This window comes from Dactylosporangium sp. CA-092794 (assembly GCF_050948465.1).
In the GTDB taxonomy this organism is placed as follows: Bacteria; Actinomycetota; Actinomycetes; order Mycobacteriales; family Micromonosporaceae; genus Dactylosporangium.
Map to the genome: position 1 here is coordinate 8,869,438 of NZ_CP192044.1, position 26,346 is coordinate 8,895,783.

A 26,346-nucleotide genomic window follows, 5' to 3' on the forward strand; every position below is an offset into this window, starting at 1 on the left:
CCGCGCGGTCAGTTGCCCGCGTCGAGCAGGCTCTGCGGCCGCATGTCGGTCCAGTGCGCGTTGACGTAGTCGAGACAGTCCTGGCGGTCGGACGGCCCGTGCACGATGCGCCATCCCGCCGGTACCTCCGCGAAAATCGGCCACAGGCTGTGCTGGTTCTCGTCGTTCACCAGCACCAGGAACGTGCCCTCGGGGTTGTCGAACGGATTGGTGCTCATACATCGCTCCTCGTGCGGACGTGGGTTACCAGGGCTTGCAGGGCGTCGAACCAGATGCGGGCCAGGTCGTGCACCGCCGCCGGTGCGAAGACGGCGTCCGGCCACGCCCAGGTGGCGACCAGCTGCGGTCCGCCCGGCCGGTCCTCGGTCTGGGCGTTGATCACCATTTGGTACGACTCGGGCATGGCGTCGTCGGCGCCGTTCTCGGCCGCCTCCGCCTCGGGCGCGAACTCCCAGTCGGCGGCCTCCGGGAAGTCGAACCGGCCCATGTAGTTGAACTGGATCGGCGGGTGCGGCAGCGCGGCGAGGGCCGGGGCGGTGTCCGGGTTGAGGTAGCGCAGCAGGCCGTAACCCATACCGTTGTCCGGCAGCGCAGCCAGGTGCGCGCGGACCCGGTCCACCGCCTCGGCCGCGGCCGGTCCGCCGCGGAACGCGTCATCCACGTCGATCCCGGCGGTGTCGAGGCAGACCGGGAAGATGTTGGTGAACCAACCAATTGTGCCGGACAGGTCGGCGCCGGGCACCAGGTGCTCCTCCCGGCCGTGGCCCTCCAGCGCGACGAGCACGGCGGTGCCGGCGCCGCCCTGGGCCGCCCGCCACCGGGTGACGGCCAGGCCCAGCGCGCCGAGCAGCACGTCGTTGACGGTGGCGCCGAGCGCGGCCGGCACCCGGGTCAGCAGCGCCTCGGTCGCGTCGGTGGGCAGGGCCAGCGTGACGTCGCGCAGCGTGCCGGCGACGTCGACGGCCGGGTCGAGCGGGCGGCGGACCGGCAGCGGGTCGCCGCGGCCGACGATCTCGGCCCACATGGGCAGCTCGGCCGCCCGGCCCGGGTCCAGCGCCTGCGCGGCCAGGCCGGTCGCCCAGCGGCGGAACGACGTCCCGGCGGCCGGCGGCAGGCGGTCGCTCCAGGCGGCGGCCAGCTCCGGCAGCAACACCCGCCACGAGACGCCGTCCACGGCCAGGTGGTGCACGAGCAGCAGCAGCCGCCCGGGGCGCTCGGGTCCGGCGTCGAGCCAGGCCGCCCGGATCATCGCGCCGGCACCCGGGTCCAGCCCGGCCTGGGCGGCGCGGGCCTGTTCGGCGACGGCGTCCCACAGTCCGCGCTCGTCGAGTCCGGACACGTCCACCCGCACCGTCCAGTCCGCCGCGCGCGACGATCCGGGCGACGGTACGAGCATGGACCAGCCGCCGGTGCGGTCGAGCCGGGCCCGCAGCAGGTCGTGCCGGTCCACGACGGCCTGCAGCGCGGCCAGCAGCGGCTCCCACCCGAGCCGCGCCGGGACCTGCACCACCGCGGACTGGTTGAACCCGTCGATCGGCCCGTCGACCTCCCGCAGCCAGTGCATGACCGGGGTCAGCGGGAACGCGCCGACCCCGTCGCCGGCCCGGTCGAGGTCGGGCCCGGCGGCGGTCGCGACCTCGGCCAGCCGGGCCACCGTGCGCTGCGCGAAGACCTGCCGCGGGGTGATCCGCAGCCCGGCCGCGCGGGCCCGGCCGACGAGCTGCATGGCGACGATGCTGTCTCCGCCGAGGGCGAAGAAGTCGGCCTCCACGTCGACCGCGCCCAGCCCGAGGGCGGCCGCGACGACCTCGCTCAGCACCCGCTCGCGCTCGGTGCGCGGCGCCCGGCCGGCCTCCGCCATGCCCAAGTCGGGGGCGGGCAGCGCGGCCCGGTCCAGCTTGCCGTTGGCCAGGGTGGGCAGCCGGTCGAGGCGGACCAGGGCGGCCGGGACCATGTAGTCGGGCAGCCGCGCGGCGAGCGCGGCGCGCAGGGCCTCCGGGTCTTCGGGGCCGACGACGTAGCCGGTCAGGCGGCGCACGCCGGGCCGGTCCTCGCGGGCGACCACGACCGCCTCGGCGACGCCGGGCTGCGCGGCCAGCACCGACTCGATCTCGCCGAGCTCGATCCGGAAGCCGCGAATCTTCACCTGTTCGTCGATCCGGCCGAGGTACTCGATCATGCCTTCCTCGGTGCGGCGCACCAGGTCGCCGGTGCGGTACATGCGCTGCCCGGGCGGGCCGTAGGGGTCGGCGACGAACCGCTCGGCGGTCAGGTCAGGCCGGCGCAGGTAGCCGCGGGCCAGGCCGGCCCCGGCGACGTACAGCTCGCCGGCCACCCCCGCCGGGGTGCGGCGCAGCGCGTGGTCGAGCACGTAGGCCCGGGCGCCCGCGACCGCCCGGCCGATGACCGGCGCGTCGGTGTCGCCGATGCGGGCCGACAGCGCGTCCACGGTGGCCTCGGTCGGGCCGTACAGGTTGAACGCCGTGGTACCGGGCAGCCGGCCCAGCCGCCGCCACAGCGCCGGCGGGACCGCCTCGCCGCCGACCCCGACCACCGCCAGGGGGCACCGCCCGTCGCGGATCAGCCCGGCGTCGGCGACCTGCGCGAAGTGCGACGGGGTCAGCTCGATGAAGTCGATGCCCTCGTCCAGCAGCAGCCCGGCGAGCTGCTCCGGGTCGCGCCGCACCTCCTCGGTGACGATGTGCAGGGCATGCCCGTCGAGCAGCCACAGCTGCGGCTGCCAGGAGGCGTCGAACGCGAACGACCAGGCGTGCCCGACCCGCAGGTGGCGCCGCCCGGTGCCGGCCCGGGCCGGCAGGTACAGCTGGTCGCGGTGGGAGCGGAACAGATTCACCAGGTTGCGGTGGGTCACCACCACGCCCTTGGGTCGCCCGGTGGAGCCGGAGGTGTAGATGACGTACGCCGGGTGCTGCGCCCGGGCCGGGCGGACCCGGTCGGCATCGGCCAGGTCGTGCCCGGGCAGCGCGTCGAGCCCGGGACCGTCGACCAGGACCGTTTCGACGCCCTCGGCGGCGACCCCGGTCCCGGCGTCGGTCACCAGCAGCACGGGACGCGCGTCGGCGAGCATGGCTTCGATCCGGGCCGCGGGGTACTCGGGATCCAGCGGCAGGTAGGCGGCCCCGGTCTTGAGCACGGCGAGGATCGCGGCGATCGCGTCGGCGGTGCGCGGCAACGCCAGGGCCACCACGTCCTCCGCCCCGGCCCCGCCCGCGGCGAGCCGCCGGGCCAGCCGGTTGGCGCGCGCGTTGAGCTCGGCGAAGGTCCACCGCACCGGCCCGCACACCACGGCGACCGCCTCGGGCGTCTGCGCCGCCTGCCGCTCGAAGATCTCGGCGACGGTCGGGTCGCCGTCGAACGGGGTCGGCGGCGGCTCGCCGGCCGCCCGGTCCGGCCCGGGCACCAGGTCGAGCCGCCCCACCGGGCGCCCCGGGCCGGCGGCGAACTCGGTCAGCACGGCGGCGAGCGCGGCGAGGATCCGCCCGGCGACCGGCGCGGCGAAAAGGTCCGGCCGGAATTCCAGGCCGATCCGCAGCCGCTCGCCCGGGTCGACGACCAAGGTCAGCGGGTAGTGGGTGGCGTCGCGCCCGCCCGCGTCGGCGGCGGCCAGCAGGGCGGCCGGGCCGTCGCCGGTGCGGTCCGGATAGTTCTCCACGATCAGCAGCGTGTCGAACAGCTCCCCGGCCCCGGCGAGGCGCTGGATGTCGGCCAGCCCGAGGTACTGGTGGTCCAGCAGCGCCGACTGCTCGTCCTGCAGCCGGGCCAGCAGGCCGGCGACCGGCTCGGCCAGGTCCAGCCGGACCCGCACCGGGACGGTGTTGATGAACAGGCCGATCATGGATTCCACGCCGGGCAGCTGGGCCGGGCGGCCGGAGACGGTGGCGCCGAAGACGACGTCGGTGCGGCCGGTGAGCCGGCCCAGCACGACGCCCCAGGCCGCCTGCACCAGCGTGTTCAACGTCAGGCCGCGGGATCGGGCGAGCCCGGTCAGCCCGGCGGTGTCCGCGGCCGGCAGCTCGAGCTCGACGAGATCGGGCACGGCCGGCTCGCGCTGCGGGTCGGCCGGGGCCAGCCGGGTGGCGTCGGCGACGCCGTCGAGGGCGGCGGCCCAGGCCCGCTCGGCCGCGCCGCGGTCCTGCCCGGCCAGCCAGGCCAGGAAGTCCCGGTAGGGCGCCGGGGCCGGCCCGCGCTCGTCGCCCGCGTACAGCTCGGCGAGCTGGTCCGTCAGCGGCCCGCGGGACCAGCCGTCGAGCAGCATATGCTGGTGGGTGAGGATCAGCCGGTACGCCCTGTTGGTGTGGACCAGCATCATGCGCAGCAGCGGCGCGGCCGCCGGGTCGAAGCGGCGCCCCTCCTCGGCGAGGCAGCGCTGCCACGCCTCCTCGAACCGGTCACCGTCCACATCGGACAGATTGGCCTCGGCCCACGGCAGCGCGGCGCCGCGGGCCACGACCGCGACCGGCCGCCCGGACCCGAGCTGGTGGAACGACGTCCGCAGGTTGGCGTGCCGGTGCAGCAGCGCCTGCCCCGCCGCCCGCAGCCGGGCCGGGTCCACGTCGCCGGGCAGGTCGAAGACCATCTGCACGGTGTAGAGGTCGAGGCCGTCGGCGTCGAACGCGGCGTGGAACAGCAGCCCGGCCTGCAGCGGCGACAGCGGCAGCACCTCGGCGACGTCGATGCCCAGCCGGGCGATCTCCGCCGTTTCGTCGTCGGTGAGCGCGATCAGCGCGCCCCCGCCCGGCGCCGCGGCGGCGAACGCGGACCCGGCCGCGGCGGCGAGCGCGGCCGGCGTGCGCAGCTGGAAGACCTGGCGCAGGGTCAGCGACAGCCCCGCGGCGCGGGCCCGGCCGACCAGCCCGATCGAGACGATGCTGTCGCCGCCGAGGCCGAAGAAGTCGTCGTCGGCGCCGACCGACGGCACTCCCAGCACCTCCGCGAACAGGTCGCAGAGCAGCCGTTCGCGCGGGGTGCGGGCGGCGGTGCCGGTGCTCGCGGCGGCGAAGTCGGGGGCGGGCAGCGCGGCCCGGTCCAGCTTGCCGTTCACCGACACCGGCAGCACATCGAGGGCCACGATCACCGACGGGACCATGTACTCCGGCAGCCGCGCCCGCAGCGCGGCCAGGTCCACGGGGCCGCCGACCACGTAGGCGACCAGGTGCGCGACGCCGGGCTTGTCCTCGCGCAGCAGTACCACGGCCGAATCGACGCCGGGCTGTCCGGCGATGGCCGCCTCGATCTCGCCCAGCTCGACCCGCAGGCCGCGGACCTTTACCTGGCCGTCGCCGCGGCCCAGGAACTCCAGGACGCCCGGCTCGCGCCAGCGCACCAGGTCACCGGTCCGGTACATCCGCTCCCCCGGCGGACCGAACGGGTCGGCGACGAACCGGTCGGCGGTCAGGTCCGGCCGCCCCCGGTAGCCGCGGGCCAGCTGTACGCCGGCGAGGTAAAGCTCGCCCGGCACACCGTCCGGGACCGGGCGCAGGCTCGCGTCCAGGACGGCGACCCGGGTGTTCCAGACGGGCGCGCCGATCGGGACGCCGCCCCCGCCCCCGCCGGTGCCCGCGCCCGCGCCCGCGCCCGCGCCCGTGCCCGTGCCGGTGCCGCGAGCGGCCGGCCAGGCGGTCACGTCGACGGAGGCCTCGGTGGGACCGTAAAGGTTGTGCAGCGCGGCTCCCGGCAGCAACCGTTGGCAGCGCTCGGCGAGCGCGGTGGGCAGCGCCTCGCCGCTGCAGAGGATGCGGCGCAGGCCGGTGCAGTCGGCCGCGCCGTGCTCGGCGAGGAAGGCGGCCAACATGGACGGTACGAAGTGGACGGTGGTGACCCGCTGGGTCCGCATGAGCTCGGCGAGGTAGACCGGGTCGCGGTGCCCGTCGGGGCGGGCGACGACCAGGGCGGCGCCGGTGATCAGCGGCCAGAAGAACTCCCACACCGACACGTCGAACCCGGCCGGGGTCTTCTGCAGCACCCGGTCCTCCGGCGTGAGCGCGTACTCGTGCTGCATCCAGCGGAGGCGGTTGACGATGCCGGCGTGCTCGACCGCGACGCCTTTGGGCGCGCCGGTGGAGCCCGAGGTGTAGATGAGGTACGCCGGGTGACGCGGCCCGGGCCCGCTGACCCGGACCTGCGGATCGCCGAGCGGCCCGTCGACCACGATCGGCTCCGGCACGATCGGTTCACGGACGGCCGCTTCTGGGGCGACCGCTTCTGGGGCAACCGGTTCTGGGACGGCCGGTTCTGAGGCAATCGGTTCTGGGACGGCCGGTTCTGGGGCGATCGGTTCGCCCGTCGGCGACAGCGCGGCAACGCGGGCGGCGGATTCGGTCCGCTCCTCCGCCGAGGACAGCCCGGCGATGCGGGCGGCGGTTTCGGCGACGGCGAGGACTGCGACCGGGCGCGCGTCGGCGAGCATCGTCGCCAGGCGCGCGTCGGGGTGGTCGAGGTCGAGCGGTAGGTACGCCGCACCGGACCGTACCGTTGCCAAAATCGAAACCACGAGGTCGACCGAGCGTGGCAGGGCGAGCGCCACCACGGTCTCGGGCCCGGCACCGGCCGCGGTCAGCACCCGGGCCAGCCGTCCGGTCCGCGCGTCGAGCTCGCGGTAGGTCAGCGCGGCCCCGTCCGGCCCGACCACCGCGACCGCGTCCGGGGTGGCGGCGACCTGGGCGGCGACCAGCTCCGGCAGGGTCGCCGCGGGCAGGTCACGAACGGCGCCCGTGCCGGCCGCCAGGATCGCGGCGCTACGGTCCGGATCGAGCAGACCGATTCGCCCGACCGGGCCGTCCAGGCCGGCGGCCAGCCCGTCGACCACGGCGACGAGCGCGGCCGCGAACCGCTCGGCGTCCGCCCGGTGGAAAAGGTCCGTTCGGTACTCGACGGCCAGGCGCAGCGTGGGACCGGGTTCGGCGATGAGAGTTAGCGGGTAGTGGGTGGCGTCGTGGCCGTCGGCACCGGTGACCGGCAGCCCGCCGTCCGCGGGGTCGTCGTCGGGGTAGTTCTCGAACACCAGCAGCGTGTCGAACAGCTCTCCGCGCCCGGCGACCCGCTGGATCTCGGCCAGGCCCAGGTACTGGTGCTCCATCAGCGCCGACTGCTCGTCCTGGATGCGGGCCAGCAGCGCGTGCGCCGGCTCGGCCGGGTCCAACCGAATCCGGACCGGAACGGTGTTGATGAACAGACCGATCATCGACTCGACGCCGGGCAGCTGCGGCGGACGGCCGGAAACGGTCGCGCCGAAGACCACGTCGTCGCGACCGCTGAGCCGGGCCAGCAGCAGCGCCCACGCGGCCTGCACGACGGTGTTGAGGGTGAGGCCACGGGCACGGGCGAGCGCGACCAGCTCGGCCGTGCGGGCCGCGGACAGCTCGGCCTCGACCACCTCAGGCACGAGCGCGACCCGATGAGCACCTGCGGGGGCGACCCGGTCACCGGTGCCGACCGCAGGCAGCTCGGCCTCGGCCACCTCAGGCAGCAGCCCGGCCCGATGACCATCTGCGGGCGCGGCTGTGCCGTCCGCGGGCAGCTCGGGGGCCTGGGCGGTCCGGTGGGCGGCGGACGCGACCCGGGTCGGTTCGTCGAGGCCGGCGAGGGCGGCGGCCCAGGCCTGCTCGGCGGTCCGCCGGTCCTGGCCGGCCAGCCAGGCCAGATAGTCGCGAAACGGTCTGCCGGCGGCGGGGGCCGAGTCGCCGTCGCGGTAGAGGGCGGACAGCTCGGCCAGCAGCGGGCCGCGCGACCAGCCGTCGAGCAGCAGGTGGTGGTGGGTGAGCACGAGCCGGTGCGCGTCCGGGCCGGTGCGCACCAGCGCGACCCGCAGCAGCGGCGCTTCGGCCGGGTCGAAGCGGCGGCCCTGCTCGGCCAGGAGCCGTTGCCAGGCCTCCTCGCGGGCCTCGGCGGGCAGGTCGGAAAGGTCGGCCTCGGTCCACGGGACCGTTGCCCTGGCCGGTACGGCGCTGACCACCGCGCCGGAGGTGAGGTGGTGGAACGAGGCGCGCAGATTGCCGTGCCGGTCGGCGAGGGACTGGACGGCGGCGCGCAGCCGAAACGGTTCGATCGGTCCGCTCAGGTCGTACACCATTCGGACCGTGTAAACGTCGGGGCCGGCGTCGTCGAGGAGGGTGTGGAACAGCAGGCCGGCCTGCAGCGGCGACAGCGGCAGCACCTCCTGGACCTCGGTGCCGAGGCCGGCGAGCTCGCGCCGGTCGGCGTCGGTGAGCGTGACCAGGGACAGCGCGGCCGGCACCGGATCGGGGCCGGTGATGGTGCCGGCGACCGCGACGAGCCGGGCCGGGGTGCGGTGCTGGAAGACCTGGCGCGGGGTGATGACCAGGCCAGCGGCGCGGGCCCGGCCGGCCAGTTGCATGGACACGATGCTGTCCCCGCCGAGGGCGAAGAAGTCGTCGTCGATGCCGACGCCGGTCACGCCGAGCACGTCGGCGTAGAGCTCGCAGACCAGCGTCTCGCGCGGGGTGCGGGGCGCCCGCCCGGCCTTGCCGGCGGCGAAGTCGGGGGCCGGCAGCGCGGCCCGGTCGAGCTTGCCGTTTACCGAGACCGGCAGCGCCTCCAGGGCCACGAACGCGCCCGGAACCATATAGTCAGGTAGCACGGCGGCCACGTCGGTCCGCAACCGCTCCAGGTCGTCACCCGGCACGACGTAGGCGACGATGCGTTTGATGCCGCCGTCGGTGCGCAGCACCACGGCCGCCTGCCGCACCTCCGGGCGGGCGGCGATGACCGCCTCGATCTCGCCCAGCTCCACCCGGAAGCCGCGGATCTTCACCTGGTGGTCGGCGCGGCCGGCGAACTCGAGCGCCCCGTCGGGGGTCCACCGGACCAGGTCGCCGGTGCGGTACATGCGGGCGCCGGGCGGACCGAACGGGTCGGGCAGAAACCGCTGCGCGGTCAGGCCGGGCCGGTTCAGGTAGCCGCGGGCCAGGCCCAAACCGCCCAGGTACAGCTCGCCCAGGGTGCCGGCCGGCACCGGGTTCAGACCGTTGTCCAGCACGTAGGCCAGCTGCCCCGGGTCGGGATAGCCAATCGGTACGGTCCCGGTGGCGGCCGGGGCGCACTCCCACAGGGTGGCGTTGACGCTGGTCTCGGTCGGGCCGTAGGCGTTGAACATGCGCCGGCCGGCGGCGAAGCGCTCGGCCAGCCGGGCCGGCACCTCCTCCGTGCCGACCAGCATGGACACGCCGAGCGGCAGCCGGCAGTCGGCGGGCAGGGCGCCGAGCACCGACGGCGGCAGGGCCAGCTGGGTCACCTCGTGCTTGGTGAGGTACTCGACCAGGGGTGCGCCCGGCACCCGCAGCTCCGCCGGCACCACGACCAGCGCGCCGCCGGACAGCAGCGCCTGGCACAGCTCCCAGTAGGCGAGGTCGAAGCTGGGCGAGGCGAAGAGCAGTACCCGGCTCTCGTGACTGACGCCGAGCCGCCGCTCCTGCGTGGCCAGCAGCTTGGCGACGCCCTCGTGGGTGACCACGACCCCCTTGGGCCGGCCGGTCGACCCGGACGTGTAGATCACGTAGGCGGCGTCGAGGACGCCCGGCTCGCGCGGCGTGACCTGCGGGCCGGCGGGCGGCTCGGCCACATCCAGCACGGGCACGCCGCCGGGCAGTGCCGCGACCAGGTCGGCCCGGGTGACGACGCAGGCGGGCCGGGCGTCGTCCAGCATGTACCGCAGCCGGTCGGCCGGGTAGTCCAGGTCGAGCGCCAGGTAGGCGGCGCCGGAGCGCAGCACGCCGACCAGCGCGGTGACCAGGTCGACGCCGCGGGGCAGGGCCACCGCGACGACCTGGCCGGGGCCGGCGCCGCGGGCGGCCAGCGCGCCGGCCAGCCGGGCCGAGCGGGCGTCCAGTTCGGCGTAGCTGACGTGCTCGTCCTCGCAGATGACGGCGGTGTGGTCCGGATAGGCGGCGGCCATCTCGGCGAACCGGCGCGGGAACGTGGTCGGCGCGATGCCGTCGGTGCTGCCGTTCCACCTGGTGAGGAGGGTGGCCCGCTCCTGCGGGGCGAGGATGTCGATCCGGCCGACCGGGGCGGCCGGGTCGGCGGCGATCGCGGCGAGGATGCGGACCAGCCGGTCGAGCAGGCGGCGGGCGGCGATGGCGTCGAACACGTCGGGGCGGTGGCGGATCTCCAGGTTGATCCGCGGCCCGGGCTCGGCCACCAGGACCAGCGGGTAGTGGGTGGCGTCCTCGTCGTGCGCCTCGGTGATGCGCAGCCCCGGCACCGGCTGCCCGGCCTCCTCCGGGTAGCTCTCGAACACGGTGAGGGTGTCGAACAGCTCCCCGTGCCCGGCCAGGCGCTGGATGTCGGCCAGGCCCAGGTACTGGTGCTCGATCAACCCGGCCTGCTCGTCCTGCAGGCGGGCGAGCAGGTGGCGGGCGGGCTCGGCCGGGTCGACCCGGACCCGGACGGCGACGGTGTTGATGAACAGGCCGATCATCGACTCGACGCCGGGCAGTTGTGGCGGACGGCCGGAAACGGTCGTACCGAAGACCACGTCGTCGCGACCGCTGAGCCGGGCCAGCAGCAGGCCCCACGCGGCCTGGACGACCGTGTTGAGGGTCAGTCCGCCGGACCGGGCGAGGTCGGTGAGCCGCCCGCTGAGGTCAATCGGGAGCGCGGTCTCCACCGATCCGGGCACCACCGGGTCCGGCGCGGTGCCGGCCGGGGCGACCCGCGTCGGCTCCTCCAGCCCGGCCAGCGCCTGCCGCCAGGCGGCGACGGCGGCCTCCCGGTCCCAGCGGGACAGCCAGGCCAGGTATGCCTTGTACGGGGTGACCGGGGGCAGCGAGCCCGGCCGTGCGTACAGGTCGAACAGCTCCCGCACGAGCAGCGGCGCGGACCAGCCGTCGAGCAGGATGTGGTGGTGGGTGATGGTGAGCCGGTGCACGTCGCCGGCGAGCCTGGCCAGCCACATGCGCAGCAGCGGCGGCTTCGCCATGTCGAACCGCTCGCCACGGTCCTCCGCGGCGATTCGGTCCAGCTCGGCGTCGCGCTCCACTTCGGACAGTCCACTGAGGTCATGCTCGGCCCACGGCAACCGGGCGCGAGTCGGGATCGCGGCGACGGCCGTTCCTTTAGCGGTACGGCGGAAGCCGGCCCGCAGGTTCGCGTGCCGGTCCAGCAGCGCCTGTCCGGCCTCGCGCAGCCGGGCCGCGTCCAGCGGCCCGGTAAGGTCGAGCGCCGTCGAGACGGTGTAGACATCGGGCGCGTCGCCGTCGTACACGGCGTGGAAGAGCAGGCCCTCCTGCAGCGGCGAGAGCGGCAGGACGTCCTCGAGCCCGGTCTTCTTGGTCACTGCCCGGTCCTGTTGGGTCACTGCGTCTCCCACTCGGACTCGAGGTCGGCGAACTCGGCCTCGAGGCTGTCGATGTCGTCCTGGCTCAGCTCGACCAGGCTCAGGTCGGACGGGGTGTGGCCGCCGGACCCGGGGTCGGCGGCGTGCGCGGCCAGCGCCCGCAGCGCCGCCCGCCAGCGCTCGGCCAGTTCCCGCACCTGCGCCTCGGTGAACAGCTCGCGCGGCCAGGTGAAGGTGGCGCCGAGCCGGGGCCCGTCGGGGTGATCCTCGGCCGTAGCGTTGATCTCGAGCGGGTAGTCGGCGGGCATGTCGTCGTCGGCGCCGCCGCCCCAGCCCTCGCCGACCGGCTCCCAGGCCCCGCCCCCGGCGTCACCGGCGGCGAACCGGCCGAGGTAGTTGAACCCGATCGCCGACCGGCCGCGCTCGGCTTCGATGTTGCCGAGCACGGTAACGGTCTGCGGGTTGAGGTAGCGCAGCAGACCGTAACCGACCCCGTTGTCCGGCACCGCCCGCAGCCGTTCCTTGACGGTCTTGAGCGCGTCGCCCGGGTGGTCGCCCGGCAGGTCGAGCCGCACCGGATATTCGCTGGTGAACCATCCGACGGTACGGGAAAGGTCGGCGCCCTCGACGAGATCCTCTTCGCGACCGTGGCCCTCCAGCATGATCAGCCGGCCGTCGCCGCCCGACCAGCCGCGCAGCGCGAGCGCGAGCGCGGCGAGCAGGACGTCGTTCACCGTTGCGTGGAATCCCGACGGTACGGTCGTCAGCAGCGGCTGCGTCTCCTCGGGCGGCAGCTCGACGGCGATCTCCTCGCAGGAGCCGACGGTGTCCCGGACCGGATCCAGCGCCCGGGCGCCAACCGTTGCGCGCGGCCCGGCGAGCACCGCAGTCCAGTAGGGCAGCTGCGCCGTCGTCCGCCCGTCCCGCGCGAGGCGGTCCAGGTCCCGCGCCCAGCGCCGGAACGAGGTGCCGACCGGCGGCAGCGCGATCGCCCGCCCGGCGGCACGGTCGGCCCAGGCGGCGGCGAGATCGGGCAAGAGGATTCGCCACGACACCCCGTCCACGGCGAAGTGGTGCACGACGAGCAGCACGTGACCGGGGTCGAGCAGGACGGCCTGCAGCATGACGCCGCGAGCCGGGTCGAGCCTTGCCCGGGCCGCGGCGGCGATCGCCGGCAGGGCGGCCTCGTCGAATGCCGCCACCCGCACCGCGTCGATCGGGCGGCCCGGCTCCGGGATGTCCAGTCCTTCGGCGGTGACGCGGGCGCGCAGCAGGTCATGCCGGTCGGCGAGGGCCTGCAGCACCTCGGTCAGGCCATCGACCGTGAGACCGGCCGGCGCCCGCAGCAGCATCGACTGGCTGTATCCGCCGATCGGCCCGGCCACCCCGTGCAGCCAGCGCATGACCGGGGTCAGCGGCGCGCTCCCCCACGCCTCGCGCGGCTCCTCCGCCGCGACGGCGCCGGCGGCGTCAACCGTTGCGGCCGCGGCCAGCCCGGCCGGTGTCTTGTGCCGGAACACGTCCCGCGGGCTGATCCCCAACCCGGCCGCGCGGGCGCGGCTGACGAGCTGGATCGAGACGATGCTGTCGCCACCGAGCGCGAAGAAGTCGTCGTCGGCGCCGACCTCGGGCAGCCCGAGCACCTCGGCGAACAGCTCGCACAGTCGCTGTTCCCGCGGGTTGCCGGCGGCCCGCCCGGTGCTGAGCGCGGAGAAGTCCGGCGCGGGCAGCGCGTTCGCGTCCAGCTTTCCGGCGGTCGTCCTGGGCAGCGCCTCGACGGGCACGAACGCCGACGGGATCATGTAGTCCGGCAGCTTCGCCCGCAGCGCGTCCACGTCGATGTCGCCGCCGCCGACCACGTACGCGACGAGCCGGTTGTCCCGGACCACCACCGCGGCGCTCTCGGCGCTCTCGCCCAGCGCCGCCTCGATCTCCCCGAGCTCGATCCGGAACCCGCGAACCTTGACCTGACCGTCCGCCCGCCCGGCGAACTCCAGCACACCGCTGCCGTTCCACCGGGCCAGGTCCCCGGTCCGATACATCCGCGCCCCGACCGGACCATACGGATCCGCAACGAACCGCTCCGCGGTCAACCCCGCCCGATTCAGATAGCCGTGCGCCAACCCGGGACCACCCACATACAGCTCACCGAGCACACCCACCGGAACCGGCTGCAACCCCGCATCGAGCACATAGGTTCGCACATTGGTCAATCGGTACGCCGAACGCTCCGGACCATGCCAACCATATGCGTCAACCGAAGCCTCCGTCGGACCGTACAGGTCGTGACACACCAACCCCGGCGCCGCACACACCCGCCGCCACAACGGCGCATCGATCGCCTCACCACCGACCAACAGCACCCGCAAACCGACCTCGAGCACACCGGCCGCAACCAGCTCACGCAAATAGGTCGGCGTCACGTCCAGCACGTCCACCGCGTGGTCACGCAGGTAGCCCACCAAGGCCGCGCCGTCGCGATACACGTCGTCGTCCAGCACATGCAGGGCATGCCCGTCCAGCAGCCACAGCAACGGCTCCCACGAACCGTCGAACGTGAACGACGCCGCATGCGCCACCCGCCGATTCGGCCCGGCCGGCCCCATCAACCGATCCCGGTGACTGGCGAAGAGGTTCACGATCCCGCGGTGCGGCACCACCACACCCTTCGGCCGGCCCGTCGAACCGGACGTGTAAATCACATACGCCGGATCATCAGACCGGACCGAAGCACCGGCAAACGGCATGGCCTCCGGCAACTCCGGACCGACCACAAGCCGCTGCCCGGCCCACGGCACATCCGGAGCATCCGCGGTGGACACGAGCATCGCCGGGGCAGCGTCGTCCAGCATCCCGGCGATCCGCTCGGCCGGTTGGTAGGCATCCAACGGCAGGTACGCGGCGCCGGCCTTCAACACACCGATGATTCCCGGGACCGTCAACGGTCGCGGCAGCGCCAGCGCCACCAAATCGCCCCGGCCGACGCCACGCTCCGCCAGCGCACCGGCCAACCGCGACGACCAAAGGTCCAACTCCGCGAACGTCCACGACCGCCCACCCGACACCAGCGCCGTGTTCTCCGGCGTCGACCGCACCTGCGCCGCGAACAGGTCCACAATCGAACCGCCAACGGTCGGACCGGGTTCATGCGACAGCAACCGAATCCGCTCATCCGGCGCCAGCACGTCGATGCCGCCGATGGTGACCGACGGATCCGCGGCTACCGCCGTCAGGATCCGCTGCAAACGGTCCACGAGCGTCTCGGCGGTGGAACGGTCGTAAAGGTCGGTGGCGAACTCGAGCGTGCCCTCGATGCCCGACCCGTCGGCGGCGTCGGCGAAGTCGAAGGAAAGGTCGAACATCGCACCACGGTGACCGACCGATTCCGGCCGCCCGATCACATCGCCGAGCCGCCACTCGTCGTCGCCACCCGGCAGGTAGGAGACCATGGTCTGGAACAGCGGATGCCGGCCCAGCGACCGCACCGGGTTCAGCGCCTCGACCAATTGCTCGAACGGCACGTCCTGCCGGTCGAACGCCGCCAGATCCGTCTCCCGCACCCGCCCCAGCAACTCCCGGAACGACGGATCCCCCGACGTATCCGTCCGCAACACCAGCGTGTTCACGAAGAACCCGACCAGGTCCTCCACGGCGGGGTCCGGCCGACCGGCCACCGGCGAACCAAGCGGGACATCGGTGCCCGCACCGAGCCGGGTCAGCAGGACCGCCACCGCCGCCTGCACCACCATGAACATCGACGTCCCGGTCCCCCGGGCCAGGGCACGCAGGGGTTCGGTCACCTCGGCGGGCACGTCGAAGCCGACCACCTCGCCTTCGTAGCTGGCCTCGGCCGGCCGGGGCCGGTCGGTCGGCAGGTCCAACTCCTCCGGCAACCCGGCCAACGCCGAACGCCACGCCTCGATCTGGTCCGCCAGCCCCGCCGGCCCGGACGACTGTTCGCGCTGCCACAGCGCGAAGTCCGCGTACTGCACCGGCAGCGGCGGAAACGCCGGCGCCTGCCCGGCGCAGCGGGCGACGTATGCCGTGGCGAGGTCGGCCCGCAGCGGCCCGTCGGACCACTCGTCGCCGGCGATGTGGTGCAGCAGCAGGAGCAGCACGTGTTCGTCCGGCGCGACGGTGAAGACGTCAACCCGGAGTGGCGCTTCGCGGTCGAGCTCGAAGCCGTGTTCGGCGGCACCGGTGAGCCGCTCGGCAAGATCGACCTCGGCGACATCCTGAAACGCGACGGGAACCGTTTCCGGTCCGAGGATCAGCTGGTACGGCTCACCGCCGGCATCGGGAAACACCGTGCGCAGGGTTTCGTGCCGGGCGACCACATCCCCGACGGCCGCGACCAACGCCTCCCGGTTCAACCGGCCCCGCAACCGCCACGCCAGCGGAATGTTGTACGTCGGGCTCGGACCCTCCAACCGATACAAAAACCACAACCGCCGCTGCGCAAACGACAACGGCAACCACCCCGGACGCACCCCCGCCACCAACGCAGGCCGACCCGAACCCACCAACCGCGGCAACAACCCCGCCACCGTCGGCGCATCAAACACCGCCCGCACCGGCACATCCACCCCAAGCACCGCCCGCACCCGACCCGCCAACCGCATCACCAACAACGAATGACCACCCAAACCGAAAAAATCATCATCAATCCCCACCACGGGCACACCCAGCACCTCCGCAAACAACTCACACAACCGCTGCTCCCGACTACTCCGAGCAACCCGGCCCCCCACCACACCCAACTCCGGCACAGGCAACGCGCCCACATCCAACTTCCCGGCCACCGTCCGCGGCAACGAGTCCACGGAGACGAACACGGACGGCACCATGTAGTCGGGCAGCTTCGCCCGCAACGCCTCCGCATCGACCGGACCGCCAACCACGTACGCGACCAGCCGATCGTCGCGGACCACCACCGCCGCCGGCCGCCCCAGCGCCGCCTCGATCTCCCCCAACTCGATCCGGAACCCGCGCACCTTGACCTGACCGTCCGCCCGACCCGCGAACTCCAGCACACCGCTGCCGTTCCACCGCGCCAGGTCCCCGGTCCGATACATCCGCGCCCCGACCGGACCATACGGATCCGCAACGAACCGCTCCGCGGTCAACCCCGCCCGATTCAGATAGCCGTGCGCCAACCCGGGACCACCCACATACAGCTCACCGAGCACACCCGCCGGAACCGGCTGCAACCCCGCATCGAGCACATAGGTCCGCACATTGGCCAATCGGTACGCCGAACGCTCCGGACCATGCCAACCATATGCGTCAACCGAAGCCTCCGTCGGACCGTACAGGTCGTGACACACCAACCCCGGCGCCGCACACACCCGCCGCCACAACGGCGCATCGATCGCCTCACCACCGACCAACAGCACCCGCAGCCCGGATTCCAGCAGACCGATCGGGAGCAACTCGCGCAAATAGGTCGGGGTCACGTCGAGGACGTCGACGCCATTGCGCCGCACGTAGGCCACCAGGGCGGCGGCGTCGCGGTATTCCTCGTCGTCCAGCACATGCAGCGTGTGCCCGTCCAGCAGCCACAACAGCGGCTCCCACGAACCGTCGAACGTGAACGACGCCGCGTGCGCCACCCGCAGCCCGCGACCCACGGGCCGCATCAACCGATCCCGGTGACTCGCGAAAAGGTTCACAATCCCGCGGTGCGGCACCACCACACCCTTCGGCCGGCCCGTCGAACCAGACGTGTAAATCACATACGCAGGATCACCAGACCGAACCGAAACACCGCCAAACGGCATGGCCTCCGGCAACTCCGGACCAACCACCAACCGCGGCCCACTCCACGACACATCGGCATCCACAGTGCACACCAGGACCGCCGGAGCGGCGTCATCCAGCATCGCCGCCACGCGGCCGGTCGGCTGATAGACATCCAACGGCAGATACGCCGCCCCAGCCTTCAACACACCAAGGATCCCCGGCACCGCCAACGGCCGCGACAAGGCCAGCGCAACCAAATCCCCCCGACCGACACCACGCTCCGCCAACGCACCAGCCAACCGCGACGACCAAACATCCAACTCCGCGAACGTCCACGACCCACCACCCGATACCAACGCCACCGAATCCGGCACCGCCCGCACCTGCGCCGCGAACAGGTCCACAATCGAACCGCCAACGGTCGGACCCGAATCGTGGAACAGCAACCGAATCCGCTCATCCGGCGCCAGCACGTCGATGCCGCCGATGGGGACCGACGGATCCGCGGCTACCGCCGTCAGGATCCGCTGCAACCGGTCCACGAGCGTCTCGGCGGTGGAACGGTCGTAAAGGTCGGTGGCGAACTCGAGCTCGCCGCGGATGCCGCCCCGAGTCTCGAAGAAGTCGAAGGAAAGGTCGAACATCGCGACCTGCTGGCGCACCCGCTCGGCCTCGACCCGCAGCGGGCCGAGATGCCAGGTGCTGTCGGCCTCGGCCAGGTAGGAGACCATGGTCTGGAACAGCGGGTGCCGGCCCAGCGACCGCACCGGGTTCAGCGCCTCGACCAGATGCTCGAACGGCACGTCCTGCCGGTCGAACGCCGCCAGATCCGTCTCCCGCACCCGCCCCAGCAGTTCCCGGAACGACGGTTCCCCCGACGTATCCGTCCGCAACACCAGCGTGTTCACGAAGAACCCGACCAGGTCCTCCACGGCGGGGTCCGGCCGACCGGCCACCGGCGAACCAAGCGGGACATCGGTGCCCGCACCGAGCCGGGTCAGCAGGACCGCCACCGCCGCCTGCACCACCATGAACATCGACGTCCCGGTCCCCCGGGCCAGGGCACGCAGCGGCTCGGTCACCTCGGCGGGCACGTCGAAGCCGACCACCTCGCCTTCGTAGCTGGCCTCGGCCGGCCGGGGCCGGTCGGTCGGCAGGTCCAGCTCCTCCGGCAACCCGGCCAACGCCGAACGCCACGCCTCGATCTGGTCCGCCAGCCCCGCCGGCCCGGCCCACTGTTCGCGCTGCCACAGCGCGAAGTCCGCGTACTGCACCGGCAACGACGGAAACGCCGGCGCCTGCCCGGCGCAGCGGGCGATGTAGGCGGTCACGATGTCGCGGCGGAGCGGTACGTCGGACCACTCGTCGCCGGCGATGTGGTGCAGCAGCAGGAGCAGCACGTGCTCGTCGGGCGCCACCCGGAACAGGAAGGCGCGCAGCGGCGGCTCCTCGTCGAGGCGGAAACCGTAGGCGCCGATCTCGGCGAGCCGGTCGTCGAGGCCCGGCCCAGCGAGGTCCTCCACCGCGACCGGGACCGGCGCGGGGGGCAGCACGCGCTGGTACGGCTCGTCGTCGATCTCGCCGAACACGGTGCGCAGGGTTTCGTGCCGGGCGACCACATCCCCGACGGCCGCGACCAACGCCTCCCGGTTCAACCGGCCCCGCAACCGCCACGCCAGCGGAATGTTGTACGTCGGGCTCGGACCCTCCAACCGATACAAAAACCACAACCGCCGCTGCGCAAACGACAACGGCAACCACCCCGGACGCACCCCCGCCACCAACGCAGGCCGACCCGAACCCACCAACCGCGGCAACAGCCCCGCCACCGTCGGCGCATCAAACACCGCCCGCACCGGCACATCCACCCCAAGCACCGCCCGCACCCGACCCGCCAACCGCATCACCAACAACGAATGACCACCCAAACCGAAAAAATCATCATCAATCCCCACCACGGGCACACCCAGCACCTCCGCAAACAACTCACACAACCGCTGCTCCCGACTACTCCGAGCAACCCGGCCCCCCACCACACCCAACTCCGGCACAGGCAACGCGCCCACATCCAACTTCCCGGCCACCGTCCGCGGCAACGACTCCACGGAGACGAACACGGACGGGATCATGTAGTCGGGCAGCTTCGCCCGCAACGCGTCAACGTCGACCGGACCGCCCACGACGTAGGCCACCAGCCGGTTGTCCCGGACCACCACGGCCGCGGCCCCGCCCAGCGCCGCCTCGATCTCCCCCAGCTCGATCCGGAAACCCCGAACCTTGACCTGACCGTCCGCCCGACCCGCGAACTCCAGCACTCCGTTGGCGCCCCACCGAACCAAATCACCGGTCCGGTACATCCGCGCCCCGGCCGGACCGAACGGATCCGCAACGAACCGTTCCGCGGTCAACCCGCCGCGTTGCAGGTACCCATGCGCGAGGCCGGGACCGGCGACATACAACTCGCCGACGACACCGGGCGGCACCGGTCGCAGGGAGGAGTCCAGCGCATAGGTCCGCACATTGGTCAATCGGTACGCCGAACGCTCCGGACCATGCCAACCATATGCGTCAACCGAAGCCTCCGTCGGACCGTACAGGTCGTGACACACCAACCCCGGCGCCGCACACACCCGCCGCCACAACGGCGCATCGATCGCCTCACCACCGACCAACAGCACCCGCAAACCGACCTCGAGCACACCGGCCGCAACCAGCTCACGCAAATAGGTCGGCGTCACGTCCAGCACGTCCACCGCGTGGTCACGCACGTAGCCCACCAAGGCCGCGCCGTCGCGATACACGTCGTCGTCCAGCACGTGCAGGGCATGCCCGTCCAGCAGCCACAGCAGCGGCTCCCACGAACCGTCGAACGTGAACGACGCCGCATGCGCCACCCGCAGCCCGCGACCCACGGGCCGCATCAACCGATCCCGGTGACTCGCGAAAAGGTTCACAATCCCCCGGTGCGGCACCACCACACCCTTCGGCCGCCCCGTCGAACCAGACGTGTAAATCACATACGCAGGATCACCAGACCGAACCGAAACACCGCCAAACGGCATGGCCTCCGGCAACTCCGGACCAACCACCAACCGCGGCCCACTCCACGACACATCGGCATCCACAGTGCACACCAGGACCGCCGGAGCGGCGTCATCCAGCATCGCCGCCACGCGGCCCGTCGGCTGATAGACATCCAACGGCAGATACGCCGCCCCAGCCTTCAACACACCAAGGATCCCCGGCACCGCCAACGGCCGCGACAAGGCCAGCGCAACCAAATCCCCCCGACCGACACCACGCTCCGCCAACGCACCAGCCAACCGCGACGACCAAACATCCAACTCCGCGAACGTCCACGACCGACCACCCGACACCAACGCCACCGACTCCGGCACCGCCCGCACCTGCGCCGCGAACAGGTCCACAATCGAACCGCCAACGGTCGGACCGGGTTCATGCGACAGCAACCGAATCCGCTCATCCGGCGCCAGCACGTCGAGGGTGGCGAGCGGGGCGTCCGGGCGGTCGCAGATCCGGGTCAGGACCAGGGTCAGGCGGTCGAGCAGGGTCGACACGGCGGCCGGGGAGAACAGGTCGCCGCGATACTCCAGGTCCAGGTGGAGCAGCCGGCCCGGGCGCGCGGTCAGGGTCAGCGGGTAGTGGGCGCAGTCGCGTACCTCGGCGCCGGTCACCCGCAGGCCGTCGGCCGGCTCGGGGAGCGTCTCGCCGAGCGGGTAGTTCTCGAACACCGTGAGCGTGTCGAACAGCTCGCCATGGCCCGAGAGCCGCTGGATCTCGGGCAGGCCGAGGAACTGGTGCTCCATCAGCCGCGCCTGGGCGTCCTGCAGCCGGCGCAGGGCCGAGGCCGGCGACGTGGCGGGGTCCAGCGCGATGCGGACCGGGATGGTGTTGATGAACAGGCCGATCATCGTGTCGGCGCCGGGGAGGTCCGGTGGGCGGCCGGCCACTGTGGCGCCGACGACGACGTCGGTCCGGCCGGTCAGGGCGCCGACCAGGATGGCCCAGGCGCCCTGGACGAGCGTGTTCAAGGTGAGGCCGCGGGACCGGCCGAGCGCGGCGAGCCGCGCGGTCAGCTCGGCCGGCAGATCCTGGACGATACGGTCCGGCACGACCGCGCGATCCGGCACGACAGCACGGGACGGCACGACCGCGCCGGCGGACACATCGCCACCGGAAGGCAAGACCGCACGGGATGGCACGACCGCGCCGCCGGGCACGTCGCCACCGGAAGGCAAGACCGCGCGGGCCAATGGACGGTCGGCGAGCGAGGCCAGCAAGGTGGGCCCGTCGAGGCCCGACAAGGCAGCGCGCCACGCCGCCTCGGCGGACGGGCGGTCCTGGGCGGCGCACCAGGCGAGATAGGTGCGGAAGTCGGCCGGTTCCGGCAGCGGGCCGCCGCGATACAGGGCGACCAGCTCGTCCAGCAGCAGCGGCACGGACCAGCCGTCGAGGAGCAGGTGGTGGTGGGTGATGACCAGGCGGTGCCGGTCCGGGGCGAGGCGGACCAGGGTCATCCGCAACAGAGGCGCGGTAGCGGGGTCGAATCGGGTGGCCAGGTCGGCGTCGAGGAAGGCGGGCAGTTCCTCCGCGGGCAGGGCCAGCTCGGCCCAGGGCAGCGGCACGTGCCGGGGTACGACGGCGACGGCCTGGCCGTTCTTGCGGCGCCGGAACGCGACCCGCAGGTTGGGGCGGCGGTCGAGCAGCGCCTGGCCGGCCGAGTGCAGCCGTGGCCCGTCCAGCGGACCGTCCAAGGCGATGGTGAGCTGTCCGGTGTAGACGTCCGGGCCGTCCGCGGCGAGCTCGGTGTGGAACAGCAGGCCTTCCTGCATGGGAGTGAGCGGCAGGATGTCGGCCAGCCCCGAGGGCGCGGTCACGGCAGCTCCCATTCGGCCTCGAACTCGTCGATCTCTTCCTGGCTGAGGGTCAGCGTCAGGTCGGAGGGGGTGAGCCCGCCCGCGGCGGGAGTGCGGGCGTGGGCGACGAGCGCCTCCAGCGCGGTGAACCAGCCGGCGGCGAGGTCGGCCACGGTCGCGTCGTCGAGGAGGTCGCGGGGGTACGCCCAGGTGACGCCCAGCTCGGGCCCGGCGGCGGTGTCCTGGACGTAGGCGTTGATCTCCAGCGTGTACGGGGCGACGGGCATGCCGAGGTCGAAGCCGCCGGCGAGGATGCCGCGGCCGGGCACCGGCGACCAGTCCTCGGTGCCGGAGACGGTGAACCGGCCGAGGTAGTTGAAGCTGATCTGCGGCGCCGGCAGGGCGGACAGTTCGGGCTCGGTGCCGGGGTTGAGGTAGCGCAGCAGGCCGTACCCGATGCCGTGATCGGGAATGGCGCGCAGTTGTTCCTTGATCCGCTTCAGGGCGGTGCCCGCGGCCGGGCCGCCGGACAAGGCGTCGGCGAGGTCGGCGTCGCCTGGGTCGAGGCGTACCGGAAAGACACTGGTGAACCAGCCGAGCGTCGGGGTGAGGTCGGCTCCGGGGACGACCTGTTCCTCGCGGCCGTGGCCTTCCAGGGCGATGAGCACCGAGCGTTCGGCGGGCCGGGCGGTGCGCTCGCGCCAGTCGGCGACCGCGAGGGCGAGCGCGGTGAGCAGCACGTCGTTGATGCCGGCATGGAACGCGGCCGGGACGGCCGTGATCAGCGGTTCGGTGGTGGTGGCGGGGAGCCGGAGGGTGTGCCGGGCGACGGTGGCGAGGTCTTCGACGGGCCGCAGCGGGCGGTGCGCGAGGGCCGGGTCGGGGCCGGTCAGGATCTGGCGCCAGAGCGGCAGTTCGGCGACGCGCTCCGGGCGGCGGGCCGCGGCGGTCAGCTCCGTGGCCCAGCGGCGGAAGGACGTGCCGGTGCGCTCCAGGGCCGGGGTGCGGCCGGCCGCGCGCTGCTCCCAGGCGGTGGCGAGGTCGGCGGGCAGGATCCGCCAGGAGACGCCGTCGACGACGCTGTGGTGGATGACGAGCAGCAGCCGGCCGGGCGCGGACGGGCCGCCGTCGAACCAGACGGCCTGGGCCATGACGCCCCGCTCGGGGTCGAGCCGGTCGGCGGCGGCCTGCTCCTCGGCCTCGATCGACGCGCCTGGGGCGGCCCGGATCAGCCATGACCGAGGATCATGATTTGCCGCCTGACCGGGTATAAGTCCGAAAAGTCCGGACACGAAGTGTCTGGACTTTTCGTCCCTCGGTTCGACCCGTAGGAGCGAGCTGGTCCGGATCAGCCGGGCGCGGAGCAGGTCGTGCCGGTCGGCCAAGGCGTTCAGGACGGCGGCGATGTCCTCCTCGGCCGCGCCGGTCGGGGTGGTGAGCACGATGGACTGGCTGAAGGCGGCGAGCGAACCGCCGGTCTCGTCCAGCCAGCGCAGGATCGGGGTGAACGGGATGTCGCCGATGCCGTCGTCGGGGCGGTCCCGAGGGGCGGTGTCGAGTTCGGTGACGACCTCGGCCAGCGCGGAAACCGTGCGGTGCTCGAAGACCTGCCGCGAGGTGCAGACCAGGCCGGCCGCGCGGGCGCGGAGCACGAACTGGATGGAGACGATGCTGTCGCCGCCGAGGGCGAAGAAGTCGTCGTCGATGCCGACGCCGGGCACGCCCAGCACGTCGGCGTAGAGCTCGCAGAGGGCCTTCTCGCGCGGGGTGCGCGGGGCGGTGCCGGTGGCCAGGGCGGTGTAGTCGGGGGCGGGCAGGGCCGCGCGGTCGAGCTTGCCGCTGGTCAGTACCGGCAGCCGGTCGAGCACGACGAAGCCGGTCGGCACCATGTAGGCGGGCAGCCAGGACTCGGCGTGCATGCGCAGCGCCTTGACCAGGGCGACCGGGTCGGCGACCGCGGCCGGGGCGTTCGCGTGCGGGAACGCCGCGGCCGGCCGATAGACGGCGACCGGCTCGGCGCCGAGCTGGAACAGCACGTCGAGGTCGCCGCCGGCCGAGGTGCCGTCCCAGGTCACGGCGGCCCGGTAGCCGTGGCGCTCCGCCAGGTCGTGGAAGTCCTCGACGGTGGGGCCGGGGGCGCCGGTGAGGCGGACGTTCGGGACGCCGGTGATGCGCAGCCGTTCGGGCCGCTCGGAGAACAAGTCGAGAGTGCCGGTCCAGGCGTGCTCGGTCTCGGCCGGCGGCGCGGAGGGCGGGGCGGTGGTGAGGACCACGTCGTAGCGGTACCGGCTGAGCTCGTTGTCGTAGCGGGCCCGCTTGACCCGGATGTCGACGCCGCGCACCGCCGGGACGGCCGCCGGTAGGGCGGCGAAGTAGCCGGGGTCGAGCAGCAGTTCCCGCTCGGCGCGGACGGCGGCGGCGACGGCCGCGTCGAGGTCGGCGGGCGCGACGCCGCGGGCGGTCTGGATGGCGGCGTGCAGCGCCCGGTGCAAGCGCAGGTTGCGCACGTCGCCGACGAAGACCGTGCCGCCCGGGGCGAGCCGGTCGGCGGCCGCGCGGAGCACCTCGGTCAGGTATTCGGCGCTCGGGAAGTACTGCGCCACCGAGTTGATGACGACGGCGTCGAACCAGCCGGTCGGCACGCCGTCGAGGTCGTGGGCGGGCTGGGCGCGCAGCGTGACCCGGTCGGCGAGGCCGGGGACGGAGCCGACCGCGGCGCGCAGCGTGTCGATGGCCTCCTCGGACAGGTCCAGGCCCCAGTAGCTCTCCGCGTGCGGGGCGAGCCGGGACAGCAGCAGGCCGCTGCCGACGCCGAGCTCGAGGATGCGGCGCGGGCGCAGGGCGCGGATCCGCTCGACGGTGGCGTCGCGCCACTGGCGCATCTCGGACAGGGGGATCGGTGCGCCGTCGAAGCTGCTGTTCCAGCCGGTGAAGTTCTCGTCGAAGCGCTCCACCCGGCCGGCCTGGTAGAGCAGCTCGTGCAGTTCCTTCCACTCGGCGACGCGGGCCTCGGCGCGCTGCGGGGACGGGGCGTCGGCGGTCGGTACCACATAGGCGGCGAGGCGGTCCTCCCGGGCCACGACGGCGACCTGGCCGACGCCCGGGTGCCGGGCCAGCACCGACTCGATCTCGCCGAGTTCGATCCGGTAGCCGCGCACCTTGACCTGGTCGTCGACCCGGCCGAGGAAGTCCAGCCGGCCGTCGGGGCGCCGGCTGGCGAGGTCGCCGGTGCGGTACATGCGCGTCCCGGCGGGGGCGAACGGGTCGGCGACGAACCGTTCGGCGGTCAGGTCGGGGCGGTTGACGTAGCAGCGGGCCAGGCCGGGGCCGGACAGGTACAGCTCGCCGGGCACGCCCGGACCCACCGGCCGCAGCCGGTCGTCGAGGACGTAGGCGGCGGTGCCCGGGTCGGGCCGTCCAATGGGGACGGACGGGCCGTCGCTGCGCTCCGGGTCGCACTCGCCGAGGGTGGAGTTGACGGTGGCCTCGGTCGGGCCGTAGGCGTTGAACATGCGCCGCCCCGGCGCCCAGCGGGCGACCAGCTCCGGCGAGACCCGCTCGGTGCCGGCCAGCAGGATGCCGGGCGGGAGCTCGCAGCCGGCGGGCAGGGCGGCCAGCAGGGCGGGCGGCAGGATCATGAAGTTGACCCGGTGCCGCAGCGCGTAGTCGGTGAGCGCCGGCCCGGCGACGCGCCGGTCGGCCGGGACGATGACCAGCCGGCCGCCGGAGAGCAGCGCCAGGCACAGGTCCCAGAAGGCGACGTCGAAGCTGGGCGAGGCGAAGTGCAGCACGCGCACGTCGGGCGTGATGCCGAACCGTTCGAACTGGGTGGACAGCAGCTTGGCGACGCCGGCGTGGGTGAGCAGCACACCCTTGGGGCGGCCGGTCGAGCCGGAGGTGTAGATGACGTAGGCGGCGTGCTCGACGCGCAGCCCCGGCCGGGCGGGGTCGGTGGGCGGCGCGGCGGCCAGCTCGGCGGCGAAGGCGGGGGCGTCGAGCTCCAGCCGGGCCACGCCGCCGGTGCGGGGCAGCCGGTCGGCGACCTCGGACGTGGTGACCAGGCAGGCCGGGCGGGCGTCGGCGACCAGGTAGGCGAGGCGCTCGGCCGGGTCGGCGGGGTCGAGCGGGAGGTAGGCGCCGCCGGCCTTGAGCACCGCCAGCTCCGCGACGATCATGTCGATCGACCGGGGTACGGCGAGGCCGACCACCCGGTCCGGGCCGGCGCCCCGGGCGAGCAGGGCGTGCGCGAGCCGGTTGGCGCGGGCGTCGAGCTCGGCGTAGCTGACCTCGGTGTCCTCGTGGACCACGGCCACCGCGTCCGGGTCGCGGCGGGCGACGGCCGCGAAGACGTCGGGGAACGTGGCCGGGGCGACGGTCAGCGGGCCACCGCTGATGTGCATGGACGTACTCCTG

The 26,346-nt window shown here is 73.4% G+C and carries 4 protein-coding genes; all 4 read right to left on the reverse strand.

Annotated elements, in window-relative coordinates:
- Positions 1-8: 8 nt before the first annotated feature.
- From ACQPXD_RS38100 to ACQPXD_RS38115, 4 genes are read right to left on the reverse strand one after another with little or no spacing between them, the layout of a single operon-like run.
- A complete protein-coding gene (locus ACQPXD_RS38100) occupies positions 9-218 on the reverse strand; it encodes an MbtH family protein (protein ID WP_432826774.1) in 210 nt (69 codons plus the stop codon).
- Complete coding sequence (locus tag ACQPXD_RS38105; protein ID WP_432826776.1) at positions 215-11,314, reverse strand: amino acid adenylation domain-containing protein; 11,100 nt, start codon at positions 11,312-11,314, stop codon at positions 215-217. Before ACQPXD_RS38105 ends, ACQPXD_RS38100 begins: the two co-directional genes overlap by 4 nt.
- 17 nt (positions 11,315-11,331) lie before the next feature.
- On the reverse strand, positions 11,332-21,966 hold the full coding sequence (locus tag ACQPXD_RS38110; RefSeq protein WP_432844110.1) for an amino acid adenylation domain-containing protein: 10,635 nt from the start codon (positions 21,964-21,966) through the stop codon (positions 11,332-11,334).
- A complete protein-coding gene (locus ACQPXD_RS38115) occupies positions 21,951-26,333 on the reverse strand; it encodes an amino acid adenylation domain-containing protein (RefSeq protein ID WP_432826778.1) in 4,383 nt (1,460 codons plus the stop codon). Before ACQPXD_RS38115 ends, ACQPXD_RS38110 begins: the two co-directional genes overlap by 16 nt.
- Positions 26,334-26,346 lie beyond the last annotated feature (13 nt).